The following is a 12,506-nucleotide window of genomic DNA, read 5'->3' as shown; positions in this document are numbered from 1 at the left end:
GACGGCACGGAGAGGCGGCGCGATGACGGCAGGCACGGGGGCGACGACTCCTGCTCCGCGGATCTCTCCGTCGGACTCCTCGGCAGCGTCGCCAGCGCCCACAGGGCCGGCAGAGCAGCCCGCCTCACCGACGGCGGCTGTGCCCCGTCCGGCCGGAGCGCCCGCCGGCGCGAGGGTCCCCGCCGTCCTGGGGGTCGACGTCGGCACCTCGAGCACGAAGGGCACCCTCGTCGCGCTCGACGGGACCATCCTCGCCACCGCCGTGCGCGAGCACTCGGTCTCGCGCCCCGCACCGGGCCACGTCGAGATGGACGCGGAGATCTGGTGGGACGAGTTCCTGGACATCGCCCGCGAGCTCACCGCCGACGGCGCCGCGGACGTGACCGCGGAGGTCACCGCGATCGGCGTCTCGGGGATGGGCCCCTGCGTGCTGCTCACCGACGAGCGCGGCGAGCCGGTGCGCCCCGCGATCCTCTACGGCGTGGACACCCGCGCGGGCGACGAGATCCGCCATCTCACGAACGTGCTGGGCAGGGAGGAGATCGTCGCGCACTGCGGCGGGATGCTCACCTCGCAGGCGGCCGGACCGAAGGTCGCCTGGGTCGCCCGGCACGAGCCGGAGGTCTACGCACGGGCGCGTCGGCTGTTCATGCCGGCCTCGTATCTCGCCTTCCGCCTCACCGGCGAGTACGTGCTCGACCACGTCAGCGCCAGCCAGTCCGCGCCGATGTACAGCCTGCGCCACCAGACGTGGCATCCCGAGTGGGCCGAGCGCGTCGGCCCCGGCCTCGAGCTCCCGGACCTGCGCTGGGCGGGCGAGGCGGCGGGGACCGTGCAGAGCGCGATCACGCGGCTCGTGCCCGGTCTGCGCGCCGGGACCCCCGTCATCACCGGCACCATCGACGCCTGGGCGGAGGCCGTCAGCGTCGACGCCGCCTCCCCGGGCGACCTGATGCTGATGTACGGCACCACCACCTTCCTCGTCGCGACCACCGTGGAGCCCGTCGCGAGCCGCACCCTGTGGCCCACCTCCGGGGTGGAGCCGGGCGCCTATGCGCTCTCGGGCGGCATGGCCTCCTCCGGGGCGATCACCGGCTGGCTGCGCGAGCTGACCGGCTCCCCGGAGTTCGACGAGCTTCTGGCGGAGGCGGAGGAAAGCGGTCCCGGCGCGAACGGGCTGGTCATGCTCCCCTACTTCGCCGGCGAGCGCTCCCCCATCGCCGACCCCGGCGCCCGTGGGGTGATCGCGGGCCTGACCCTCTCCCACAACCGAGGGGACCTCTACCGCGCCGCGCTCGAGGCCGCCGCCTTCGGGGTGCGCCACCACCTCGAGACCCTCACCGCGGCCGAGCTCAGCCTGGACCGGGTCGTCGCCGTCGGCGGAGGGGCCCGCAGCGACCTGTGGCCGCAGATCGTCTCCGACGTGACGGGCCTGGTCCAGCGGATACCGCGGCGCGTCGTCGGCGCCTCCTACGGCGGCTCGATGCTCGCCGCGCGCCTCGCCCACGGCACCGACGTCTCCCGCTGGAACCCCACCGATCACGAGATCGTCCCGGACACGGCGCGGCGCGAGCGGTACGACGAGCTGTACCGGCTCTACCGCGACCTCTACCCCGCGACCTACGAGATCACCCACGCGCTCGCGGCGATGCAGGAGCACTGAGGCCGGGACTCCCGCACGCCGTTCCCGCGCACCCCGTACGGTGGCCCCACCGGCACCTCCGCGCGCCGGTCGACCGCATCCAGCGCCCGGAAGGGGAGCCCCATGCATGCCGATCGACTCACCCAATCCCTCTGCCACCATGCGGAGGGGCCGTACTGGTCGGAGACCTGGGGCGGCCTGCGCTGGGTGGACATGCTCGCCGGGGACATGCTGCATCTCGGCGCCGACGGGACGGCTCGGCGCCTGCCCACCCCGAGCCCGGTCGTGGCCTGCGTGCGCCCTGCGGCCGACGGCGGGGCGGTGCTCGCCCTCGAGAAGGGCTTCGGCCTCGAGGACGCCGACGGGTCCATCCGCGCACTGCCACCGCTGTGGGACGAGGACGTGCGCATGAACGAGGGCGCGATCGCGCCGGACGGCTCCTTCCTGTGCGGGTCGATGGCCTATGACCAGCGGCCCGGCGCCGCCGCGATGTGGCGCCTGATGCCCGACGGCACCACCACCCAGCAGTTCGGGGACCTCACGATCTCCAACGGCCTCGCCTTCACGGCCGACGGGACGCGCGCCTTCTACATCGACACCCCCACCGGACGGGTCGACCTCTTCGACTGGTCCGACGCCGACGGGCTCGTCGAGCGCCGGCCCTTCGCGGACCTCTCCGGCGAGGACGGCGGCCCGGACGGGCTGTGCCTGGACGCCGAGGGCCGGGTGTGGGTGGCGATGTTCGGCGGCTCGCAGGTGCTGGGCCTGGACGAGCGGGGCGGGGTCGCCGAGCGGATCTCGGTGGGGGCGCGCCAGGTCACGGCCTGCACCTTCGGCGGCGAGGACCGCGGGACCCTGTTCATCACCACCAGCCGGGAGAACCTGGCCGACGGGGACGATCCGGAGGCCGGCTCGCTGTTCTCGGTGCGTCCGGGCGTCGTCGGCCCCGCCGAGGAGAACCTCTTCGGCGATCCCGACGACACCGACGCGGACGACTGACCCCGACGCTCCCCGGTCGTCCGGCCGTGACGACGAAGGCGCTCCTGGCGTGACCTCGGGGCCGTATGGCCGGTGAGGTCACGCCAGGAGCGCAGAATCGTGCGGCCCCGGCCGAGGTGGCCGCGCTCAGGACGCGGTCGTCGCCTCCGCCGAGCGGTCGCGGGCCACGCCGGTGGCGAGGGAGTCGAGCATGTCGTCGTACTCCTCCATCGCCTTGGCGGGCGGCTGCGGGGTGATCAGGCTGACCACGACCGCGAGCACGAGGCAGATCGCGAAGCCGGGGATGATCTCGTACAGGTGCTCTCCGCCGAAGAGGCCCAGGGTGACATCGAGAGGCTGCTTCTCCGCACCCCAGGACTGGCCCCAGACGAAGGCGACCACCGCACCCGCGACCATGCCCACGGCGGCCCCGGCCATGGTGAGCCGTCGCCAGAACAGCGACAGCAGCACGATCGGCCCGAAGGCGGCACCGAAGCCCGCCCAGGCGAAGGCGACCAGCGCCAGCACCGAGCTCTCGGGATCCAGGGCCAGGATCACCGCGATGACGGAGACCACGAGCACGCCGATCCGTCCGCCCCAGAGCTTGGCGCCGTCGCTGAGCTTCACGCCCACGCCGCCGACGATGTCCTCGACCAGCGCGGAGGTGGTCACGATCAGCTGCGAGGAGATCGTGGACATGATCGCCGCGAGCACGGCCGCCAGCAGGATGCCGGCGATCAGCGGATGGAACAGGATCTGTGCGAGGTCGAGGAACACCGACTCGCCGTTGGTCGCGTCGGTGATCTGCACGTCCCGGTTCTGCTGGAAGTAGGCCAGGCCCGCCATCGCGGTGAACACGGCGCCGGTCACGCACAGGATCATCCAGCTCATCCCGACGATCGTGCCGTACTTCGCGTCGCGCGAGGAGCGCAGCGCCATGAAGCGCACGATGATGTGGGGCTGGCCGAAGTAGCCCAGGCCCCAGGCGACGGCGGAGAGGATCCCCACCCACGTGCCGCCGGAGACGAGGGAGCCGAAGGAGGGGTCGACCTCGCGCACCGAGGCGAACATCGCCGTCGGCCCGCCGACGACGAACATCGCGGTGATCGGCACGATGATCAGGGAGACCAGCATGATCAGGCCCTGCACCACGTCGGTGTAGCTCGCGCCGAGGAAGCCGCCGAAGAGGGTGTACAGGATCGTCACGCCGCCCACGAGGAGCAGTCCGGTCAGGTAGGGGCCGCCGAACATCGACTGGAAGAACACGCCGCCGGCGACCATGCCGGAGGAGACGTAGAAGGTGAAGAACACCAGGATGATCAGGCCCGCTGCGATCCGCAGGATGTTCGTGCGGTCGTGGAGGCGGTTGCCGAAGTAGCTCGGCACCGTGATCGCGTTGCCGGCGATCTGGGTGTACTGGCGCAGGCGCGGGGCGACGAAGATCCAGTTCAGACCGGCGCCGATGGTCAGGCCGATCGCGATCCACGCCTCGACCATGCCGCTCATGTACAGCGCGCCGGGCAGGCCCATGAGCAGCCAGCCCGACATGTCGGAGGCCCCGGCGGAGAGTGCCGCGACGAAGGGGTGCAACTGTCGGCCGCCGAGCATGTAGTCCTCGCCGCCCTCGGTCTTGCGGAAGGCGTACAGACCGATGCCGATCATGCCGCCGAAATACACGACGAGGGCGACCAGCTTGAAGGCGAGCTCCATGGAAGTCTCCGATCTCTGGTGGGGAAGGGCGGACAGTCCGACACCGCGACCGCCGCGGGCGTCCTCGCTCGCAGGGGCCGACGGGCCGGCCGGGGACGACGCGCCACCGTACCGGCGCCCGGAAGGGCAGGTGCCGCGAATCCTACGCCGACGTGACGCCGATCACCTCGTCCCGTGTCCGGACGGTGACCTCCCTGCGGACGCGCGGACGCCCGGCACCCCTCGGGATGCCGGGCGTCCGTACGTCGATCAGCCGCACTTCCGCGCTGATCTCCTCCCGCAGGCGCTGCGCGGGCGGCTCGTCCCTCGCCGACCGCTCCGCGCCCGCAGTTCGTCGATCAGCCGAACAGCGCCTCGGTGTCGTCGTCGATCCAGTCGAGGGTCCGCTCGACGGCCTTGCGCCACAGGCGCATGTAGCGGTCGCGGGTCTCCTCGTCCATCTGGGGCTCCCAGCGCTTGTCCTCGGCCCAGTTGTCGATGACGTCCTGCTCGCCCTCCCAGTAGCCGACCGCGATGCCGGCCGCGTAGGCGGCGCCGAGCGCGGTGGTCTCGATGACCTTCGGGCGCACCACGGGCACGCCGAGGATGTCGGCCTGGAACTGCATGAGCGTCTCGTTCATGACCATGCCGCCGTCGACCTTGAGCTCGGTGAGCTCCACGCCCTCGGAGGCGGCATCCGCGATCGCCGCGTCGAGCACCTCGCGGGACTGGAAGGCCGTGGCCTCCAGGACCGCGCGGGCGATGTGGTTCTTGTTGTGGAAGCGGGTCATGCCGACCATCACGCCGCGGGCGTCGGAGCGCCAGTGCGGGGCGAACAGGCCCGAGAACGCCGGGACCACGAACAGGCCGCCGTTGTCGTCGACCTTCTTGGCGAGCTCCTCGACCTCCGGGGCGTCCTTGATCAGGCCGAGGTTGTCGCGGATCCACTGCACGAGCGAGCCGGTCACCGCGACCGAGCCCTCGAGGGCGTAGACGGGCTTGTTGTCGCCGATCTTGTAGGCGACGGTGGTGAGCAGCCCGTTCTCGCTGCGGACCAGGTCCTCACCGGTGTTGACCAGCATGAAGTTGCCGGTGCCGTAGGTGTTCTTGCCCATGCCGATCTCGAAGCAGGCCTGGCCGAAGGTCGCGGCCTGCTGGTCGCCGAGGATGCCGGCGATCGGGGTGTCGATGAGGAGGTCGTTCTTGCGGCCGTACCCGTACACCTCGGAGGAGGACTTGATCTCCGGGAGCATCGACATCGGGATTCCCATGTCCTTCGCGATGTCCTCGTTCCAGTCGAGGGTGTCGATGTTCATGAGCATGGTGCGCGAGGCGTTGGTGACGTCGGTGACGTGCACGCCGCCGTTGACGCCGCCGGTCAGGTTCCACACCAGCCAGGAGTCGGTGTTGCCGAACAGCAGGTCGCCGGCCTCGGCCCGCTCGCGCGCGCCGTCGACGTTCTCGAGGATCCAGGCGATCTTGGGGCCGGAGAAGTAGGTCGCCAGCGGCAGGCCCACGCGCTCCTTGTACTTGTCGGCGCCCTCGTCGCCGGCGAGGCGGTCGCAGATCTTCTGGGTGCGGGTGTCCTGCCAGACGATCGCGTTGTAGACGGGCTCGCCGGTGTTCCTGTCCCACACCACCGCGGTCTCGCGCTGGTTGGTGATGCCGACGGCGGCGAGCTGGTGGCGGTTGATCTCCGCGCCGGTCAGCGCGGAGCCGACGACGGAGCGGGTGTTGCGCCAGATCTCCATCGGGTCGTGCTCGACCCAGCCGGACTTGGGGAAGATCTGCTCGTGCTCCTGCTGGCCGGTCGAGACGATCTGGCCGGCGTGGTCGAAGACGATCGCGCGGGTCGAGGTGGTGCCCTGGTCGATCGAGAGGATGTACTTCGTCGAGTCGGTCATCGGAACTCCTTCGTGGTGATGAACAGGTGGTGGTCATGGTGCCGGACGGCCCCGCGCGGCGCACGGGAACCGCCCGGCTGTGGAGGGGTGCGGGCCGGGTCAGAAGGCGAAGCTCGCCAGGCCGGCGAGGACACCGCCGACGATCGGGCCGGCGATCGGGACCCAGGAGTAGCCCCAGTCGCTGCTGCCCTTGTGCGGGATCGGGAGGATCGCGTGGGCGAGGCGGGGGCCGAGGTCACGGGCGGGGTTGATCGCGTAGCCGGTGGGCCCGCCGAGGGACGCGCCGATCGAGACGACCAGCAGCGCGACCGCGAGGGGGCCGAGTCCGCTCGGCGTGCTGCCGAACATGATGATCACGAACACCAGCACGAAGGTCGCGATGACCTCGGTGACGAAGTTCCAGCCGTAGGAGCGGATCTCCGGACCGGTGGAGAAGGTGCCGAGGATCGTGCCGGGGTCGGTCTCCTGGTCGTAGTGGGTCTTGTAGGCCATCCAGGCCAGGACGGCGCCGAGGAAGGCGCCGATCAGCTCCGCCAGCAGGTAGGCGATGGTGTTCCCGAAGGTCACGGGGATCCCTTCGGCGTAGTCGCCGCCGCTCGCGGCCAGGCCGAGGGTCACCGCGGGGTTCAGGTGGGCGCCGGTCTTGTAGGCGACGTACACGCCGGCGAAGACCGCGAGGCCCCAGCCGAAGTTGATCATCAGCCAGCCGCCGCCGTTGCCCTTGGTCTTGCCGAGGATCGCGTTGGCGACGACGCCGCCGCCGAGCAGGGTGAGCATCGCCGTGCCGGCGATCTCGTACAGGAAGATGGTTGCCATGGGGCCTCCTCGTCGAGCGGTCCCGCAGCTCTGCGGGACCGGTGGCATCCAGTTGGTGGGGAGAGGGGCGGGTCCTGCCCGCCGATGGTCCGCGGGCGGAGTCGCCCGCGGAGAGCCTCCCCGGCCGGATCACGACCGGGGAGGGGTTCTGGGTCAGCCGCGGGTGGGCACCTCCGCGGCGGCCGCGATGCGGGAGGCGGCCTCGGCATCGGAGACGGTGGCCTCCCCGGCGAGACGGGCCTCGATGTACCCGCGATAGGCGTCGACCTCGGCGCGCACGGCCGTCTCGTCCCAGCCGAGCTCCGGCGCGAGCAGCGCGGCGACCTCGTCGGCCGCCGCGACACCGCGGTCGCGGGTCTCGTAGTCCAGACGGGTGCGGCGCTCGAGCACGTCGGCGAGGTGCCGGGCCCCCTCGGCGCGGGCGGCATAGACCACCTCGGCGCGCAGGTAGCGGGGGGCATGCTCGAGCGGGGTCGCGAGCGAGGGGTCCTCGTCGATCAGGGCGAGGACGTCGGTCAGCAGGCTGCCGTAGCGGAACAGGAGCCGGTCCGTGCGGATCTCGTCGAAGCCGTGCCGTCGGCCGATCTCCGCCTTGTCACGCACCAGGGCCGCGTAGCCCTGCGCGCCGATGACGGGGACGGAGCGGGTCAGCGAGGGGCGGCCGGGCTCGGTGTCCTTGATCGCGAAGTCGACGACGTCCTCGGCCATGACGCGGTAGGTGGTGAACTTGCCGCCCGCGATCGCGGAGAGGCCGGGCTCGACCTGCATGACGGTGTGCTCGCGGGAGACCTTGGTCGAGCCCTTGTCCGAGCCCTTCTTCACCGGCTGCAGCAGGGGGCGCAGGCCCGAGTACACGCCGATGACGTCCTCGCGGGTGAGGTCGTCGGCGAGCACGGCGTTGGCGTGCTCGAGCACGTAGTCGATGTCGTCCGAGGTCGCGCCCACGTCGCGGGGGTCCTCGGTCCAGGGGGTGTCGGTGGTGCCGATGACCCAGTACTCGTCCCACGGGATGATGAACAGCACCGACTTCTCGGTCTGGGTGATGATGCCGGTGTCGGGGACGGCGGGGATCCGGTCGCGGGCGACGGTGACGTGGATGCCCTTGGAGGCGAGGACCTCGAGGCCGGCGTCGGCCCCGGCGAGCTCCTGCTGGTCCTGGGTCCAGACGCCGCCGGCGAGGATGACCTGTCGGGCGCGGACGTCGAACTCCTCGCCGCTCTCCTCGTCGCGCACCCGGGCGCCGACCACGCGCTCGCCCTCGTGGAGGTAATCGACGACGGTGGTGTAGTTCGCGACCGACGCGTCGAGCTGGGCGGCGGAGCGCACCAGCATCATCACGAAGCGGGCGTCGTCCATCTGCGCGTCGTAGTACTCGAGCGCGCCGACGGCCTTGTCGCCGTCGAGCGCCGGGAACACCTCGAGCATCTTGTCGTGCAGGAGATGGCGGTGGAAGGGGACGGCGCGCTTGCGGCCCAGGGACTGCATCGCGTCGTAGAGCATGACGCCTGAGCCGATGAAGCCGCGGTCGATGACCTTCTTGAAGAAGGGGAAGACGAACTTGATCGGCTTCACCAGGTGCGGGGCGGTGTGCTCGAGCAGCAGGTCCCGCTCGCGCAGCGCCTCGGCGACCAGCTTGAAGTCGAGCATCTGCAGGTAGCGCAGGCCGCCGTGCATGAGCTTGGAGGAGCGGGAGGAGGTGCCGGAGGCCCAGTCGTGGGACTCCACGAGGCCGACGGACAGGCCGCGGGTCGCGGCGTCGAAGGCGGCGCCCGCCCCGTTCACCCCGCCGCCGACGACGAGGACGTCCAGCGGGTTCTCGGGGGTCGTGGCGCGCAGGCGGGCGAGGTGCTCGCCGCGGCCCTCGGGGGTGAGTGCGGATCGCTGCTGTTCGGACACGCTGGCTGCTCCTTCGCATCGGCACCTGGTGATCCCGGCGCTCGCGGCCGGGCCCGTCGCGCTCTCCGCGGCGGTGACGCGGCCATCCTGGGACGGGCGTGCAGCATCGCGCAAGCCTGGTGCACGAACGTGCAAGACTGGTGTCCATGACCCCCGCTTCCCGGCTCGAGGACCTCTTCACCGCTGCACGGATGTACTACGGGCAGAGCCAGACCATGGAGGCGATCGCCGGGGAGCTCGGGGTGTCCCGCTCGACGGTGTCACGGATGCTGCGGGACGCGCGTGAGGCAGGTCTGGTCCAGATCACCCTGCGCCCGCCCGAGGCGCATCGCGTGGAGGACCTCGGACGACGCATCGCCCGTCAATACGGGGTGAGGGTGCACGTGGTGCCGGATCCGCCCGAGGGTGATCAGCGCGACCGCCTCGCCGCCGTGGTCGAGGAAGCCGCGGAGCTGCTCGATCAGATGCTCGAGCCCGGTTCCACGCTCGGGGTCGCCTGGGGCACGACGGTCGCGGCGCTGCTGAGCACGGTCCGACCACGCCCCGTTCCCGGGATGCGGATCGTGCAGCTCAACGGCGCGATCAACGTCGAGGGCTCGGGCCTGACCTATATCGCCACCGTGCTAGCCCGGGCGGCGGAGCGATGGGACGCGACGGTGCACCAGTTCCCGGTCCCGGCCTTCTTCGACTACGCCGCGACGCGCGAGGCCATGTGGCACGAGCGCTCGGTGCAGCGGGTGCTGGAGACGCAGACGCAGGCCACGGTCGCAGTGTTCAGCGTCGGCGCCTTCGACGCGGAGGTCCCCAGCCACGTCTACACCCACAACTACCTCACGGCCGCCGACCTGCGCTCGCTGCGGGCCGACGGCGCGGTGGGCGATGTGTGCACCGTGTTCCTGCGGGCCGACGGCACCTTCCGCGACATCGCCATGAACGCGCGCGGCTCGGGCACCGCCCCGGACCGCCTGGCCCGGATCCCGCGCCGCCTCCTGGTCGCCTCCGGCTCTCGCAAGGCGCTGCCGCTGCGGGCGGCGCTGCGGGCCGGGGTCGCGACGGACCTGGTCATCGACGCGGTCACCGCCACGGCGCTGCTCGCCCTGCGCTGAGGCGACCCGCCCTGCTCTGCACGGCAGCACCTCTGCCCTGCCCCAGCCCCACGACGCCGTCCGCCGGCCCCCATCCTCGCGATGCCGAGACGTGGCTATGTGTCGGTATGGCGGCGAATAACGAGACAGATCCACGTCTCGATCGCGACCGGTCGGCGCCCGGGCGGGGCGACGCGGTCGGGAAGGGCTGCCGGACGGCGGGACGAGCGGCCGCCGCCGGGGATCAGGCAGTCACCCGAGTGATCATGCGGTCAGCGGGGGTGGATCAGGCGGAAGCGCTCGCAGACGACGGGCATGTCCGGGGCGAAGCCGCCGTGCGAGTGCTCGGTCCAGAAGCGCTCGTGGATCTGCCGCCAGGCCGCGAGGGTCCGGTCGCCCTCCCCCTCGGAGCGGGCGTGCTCGGCGGTGACCTGGTCGAAGGGGACGGTCACGACCTCCGTGGTCTCCAGCACCGCGCGGGGCGCGCCGCTGCCGTCGAGGATGATGGACAGCTCGCCGACCTCCGGGAGCGGGTCCCCGTCGACCTCGTAGTCGCAGAGCGAGGAGGCGGTCCCCGTCTTCACCCCGTCGAGCACGAGGCGGAGGAGCCCGTCGGCGTGCTCGGGGGTGGCGCCGAACGCCCATGCCTCCGGCAGCTGCGCGGGCAGCTCGGGGCGGGCGGTGCGGGCCTCGGCCCAGAACTGGTGAAGGGCGGCGTCGTCGCTGGTCACCCACGCACCCTACCGGGCACGGAGGCCATGCCGGACCTCTTTTCTCTCAGCCCTCGGCGGCGGAGAGGTCGAGGCGCTCGGGGTGGGTGTAGAGGTTCATGCGGCCGTCGCCGTCCTCCCGCGCGCGGGTGAAGCCGACGAGCGTCTGGCCGAACTCGCGGGCGGTCTCGACGGCGAGGGAGCTCGCGGCGGAGACGCAGGCCACCAGCGGTATCCCGGCCATGCAGGCCTTCTGGACGATCTCGAAGCTGGCCCGGGAGGAGACCAGCAGGAAGCAGTCCCGCAGCGGCAGGCGGTCCTCGAGCAGGGCCCAGCCGATCACCTTGTCGACCGCGTTGTGCCGGCCCACGTCCTCGCGGACAACGAGCAGGTTCCCCTCGAGGTCCACGAGCGCGGCGGCATGGACGCCGCCGGTGCGGGCGAATACGGCCTGCTGGTCGGAGAGCTCGCGGGCGGCGCGGAGGATCACGTGCGGGTCCGCCACCCAGGACTGCAGCAGCGTGTAGCGGCTCTTCTGCCGGACGGCGTCGATGCTCTCCGCACCGCACACCCCGCAGGCGGAGGTGGTGGTGAAGGCGCGCGCGACCTGGGGCAGCAGCTGCGGCCGGGTGGTCGTGAAGTCCATGACGTTGTAGGTGTTCTGGGCGAAGCCGCTGCCGGCGTCGACCACGGCGCCGTCGCAGTAGCGGGCCTCGGCCACGTCCTCGCGGTCACGGATCAGACCCTCGGCGTGCAGGAAGCCGTGGATCAGCTCGACGTCGTTCCCGGGGGTGCGCATGGTGAGGGAGAGCTGCTGCCCGTTCAGGCGGATGTCCAGCGGCTCCTCGACGGCGACATGGTCGCCCTTGCGTCCGGCGTAGAGCTTCCCGTCCCGCACCCGGACGGTGCGGATCCGCGTGCTGTCGGTGACCCTGCCCATCCCTCGAGGATAGTCCGCTCACCTGGGGCGCGGCCGGGCACGGGACGGGGTCGACGAGGGACGTGCGCGGGGAGAGCCCGACGGGGCATGCCGCGGGCCGACGGCCCGGCGAGGGCAGGGCACGGGAGGGCGGCCGACGCTCCGGTCACGGCGCCGGAGGTGCTCCGGCGCTGCGGGCGGTCACTCCTGGGCGTCCTCGGCGGCTTCCGGCGCACCGGTGCCGTTGCGACCGTTCTCCGCTAGGCGCTTGGCGAGGTCGAGCTCCAGCTGCCAGCCGTGGAGGTTCTCCTCGTAGTTGCGCCGCCGCACCGCCTCGTCCAGGCCCAGCTTCGCGAAGCCGCGCTCGCGCACGGTCAGCCGCACACGGTTCCGGGCCGCGGTGCCGGCGGGGTCGATCACGAACTCGACGGTGTTGTTCGGGGCGTCGGAGATCTCGCCGAGCCCGCCTCCGAGCCAGCGGAACGCGACGCGGTTCGGCGGCTCGTGCGCCTCGATCGCGAGCTGGAAGCTGCCGTGGACGGGATCGACCACGTGCGTGACCGGGCCCGACGTGGTGATCTCGTGCTCGCGGTGCTCGCCGTCGTTGATGAACCAGCCGGGTTCGCGGACGACCGCGAACACCTTCTCCGCGCTCGCGTCGATCAGCACGCTGTGCACGATCTCGTCGGGGACGGGGGCGTCGGCGGGGAGGGACTGTGCGTCGGCCATGGCGGTGCTCCTCGGGTCGGGGCGGCGTCGTCGCCGTCTGCACGAAGCGTGCCAGAGATCGGCGGCTCGGGCGAGGCTCCTCCTCCGGCCGACGGGTGCGGGCGGTCTGCGCGCACGAGGACGCCCGCCCCGGCAGGA

10 protein-coding genes are annotated in these 12,506 nt (G+C 71.8%); 3 read left to right on the top strand and 7 right to left on the bottom strand.

Annotated features, from left to right (window positions below; translation table 11 throughout):
* Nucleotides 1-139 precede the first annotated feature (139 nt).
* A complete protein-coding gene (locus tag DEU31_RS01580; RefSeq protein WP_133675259.1) occupies nt 140-1,663 on the top strand; it encodes an FGGY-family carbohydrate kinase in 1,524 nt (507 codons plus the stop codon).
* 102 nt (nt 1,664-1,765) lie between these two features.
* Nucleotides 1,766-2,641 (top strand): SMP-30/gluconolactonase/LRE family protein, encoded by an 876-nt coding sequence (locus DEU31_RS01575; RefSeq protein ID WP_133675257.1) that lies wholly within the window; start codon nt 1,766-1,768, stop codon nt 2,639-2,641.
* 126 nt (nt 2,642-2,767) lie between these two features.
* Here DEU31_RS01575 and putP read toward each other — a convergent pair whose 3' ends face one another.
* From putP to DEU31_RS01555, 4 genes are all read right to left on the bottom strand, one after another.
* Entirely contained in the window at nt 2,768-4,330 is a 1,563-nt protein-coding gene (gene putP / locus DEU31_RS01570) for a sodium/proline symporter PutP (RefSeq protein ID WP_133675255.1), read from the bottom strand.
* Between the two features lie 338 nt (nt 4,331-4,668).
* Nucleotides 4,669-6,213: a glycerol kinase GlpK gene (glpK, locus tag DEU31_RS01565; RefSeq protein ID WP_133675253.1), complete on the bottom strand. Its 1,545-nt coding sequence runs from the start codon at nt 6,211-6,213 to the stop codon at nt 4,669-4,671.
* Nucleotides 6,214-6,312: 99 nt separating this feature from the next.
* Nucleotides 6,313-7,029: an MIP/aquaporin family protein gene (locus tag DEU31_RS01560; RefSeq protein ID WP_133675251.1), complete on the bottom strand. Its 717-nt coding sequence runs from the start codon at nt 7,027-7,029 to the stop codon at nt 6,313-6,315.
* Between the two features lie 153 nt (nt 7,030-7,182).
* On the bottom strand, nt 7,183-8,925 hold the full coding sequence (locus tag DEU31_RS01555) for a glycerol-3-phosphate dehydrogenase/oxidase (RefSeq protein ID WP_133675249.1): 1,743 nt from the start codon (nt 8,923-8,925) through the stop codon (nt 7,183-7,185).
* Nucleotides 8,926-9,071: 146 nt separating this feature from the next.
* Between DEU31_RS01555 and DEU31_RS01550 the strand changes: the two genes are divergently transcribed.
* Nucleotides 9,072-10,031 (top strand): sugar-binding domain-containing protein, encoded by a 960-nt coding sequence (locus tag DEU31_RS01550; protein ID WP_010549212.1) that lies wholly within the window; start codon nt 9,072-9,074, stop codon nt 10,029-10,031.
* A 251-nt stretch (nt 10,032-10,282) separates the two neighbouring features.
* Here the strand turns inward: DEU31_RS01550 and DEU31_RS01545 are convergent, their stop codons facing one another.
* The 3 genes from DEU31_RS01545 to DEU31_RS01535 form a co-directional block, all read right to left on the bottom strand.
* Complete coding sequence (locus tag DEU31_RS01545; protein ID WP_010549211.1) at nt 10,283-10,741, bottom strand: ASCH domain-containing protein; 459 nt, start codon at nt 10,739-10,741, stop codon at nt 10,283-10,285.
* Nucleotides 10,742-10,787: 46 nt separating this feature from the next.
* Nucleotides 10,788-11,660 (bottom strand): formate dehydrogenase accessory sulfurtransferase FdhD, encoded by an 873-nt coding sequence (gene fdhD / locus DEU31_RS01540; protein WP_126988352.1) that lies wholly within the window; start codon nt 11,658-11,660, stop codon nt 10,788-10,790.
* Nucleotides 11,661-11,840: 180 nt separating this feature from the next.
* Nucleotides 11,841-12,368, bottom strand: coding sequence for a polyketide cyclase (locus DEU31_RS01535; RefSeq protein WP_133675247.1), 528 nt, complete (start codon nt 12,366-12,368; stop codon nt 11,841-11,843).
* Nucleotides 12,369-12,506: the final 138 nt, after the last annotated feature.

The organism is Brachybacterium sp. AG952 (genome assembly GCF_004362645.1).
Lineage (GTDB): Bacteria > Actinomycetota > Actinomycetes > Actinomycetales > Dermabacteraceae > Brachybacterium > Brachybacterium conglomeratum.
Note: the sequence above shows the minus strand (reverse complement) of the source record. Positions and strands in the feature narration are given on the sequence as shown.

Bases quoted from the DNA above. Each gene is read 5' to 3' on its own strand.
- glpK (WP_133675253.1), bottom strand. From the start codon at position 6,213: ATGACCGACTCGACGAAGTACATCCTCTCGATCGACCAGGGCACCACC.
- DEU31_RS01560 (WP_133675251.1), bottom strand. From the start codon at position 7,029: ATGGCAACCATCTTCCTGTACGAGATCGCCGGCACGGCGATGCTCACC.
- putP (WP_133675255.1), bottom strand. From the start codon at position 4,330: ATGGAGCTCGCCTTCAAGCTGGTCGCCCTCGTCGTGTATTTCGGCGGC.
- DEU31_RS01550 (WP_010549212.1), top strand. From the start codon at position 9,072: ATGACCCCCGCTTCCCGGCTCGAGGACCTCTTCACCGCTGCACGGATG.
- fdhD (WP_126988352.1), bottom strand. From the start codon at position 11,660: ATGGGCAGGGTCACCGACAGCACGCGGATCCGCACCGTCCGGGTGCGG.
- DEU31_RS01575 (WP_133675257.1), top strand. From the start codon at position 1,766: ATGCATGCCGATCGACTCACCCAATCCCTCTGCCACCATGCGGAGGGG.
- DEU31_RS01535 (WP_133675247.1), bottom strand. From the start codon at position 12,368: ATGGCCGACGCACAGTCCCTCCCCGCCGACGCCCCCGTCCCCGACGAG.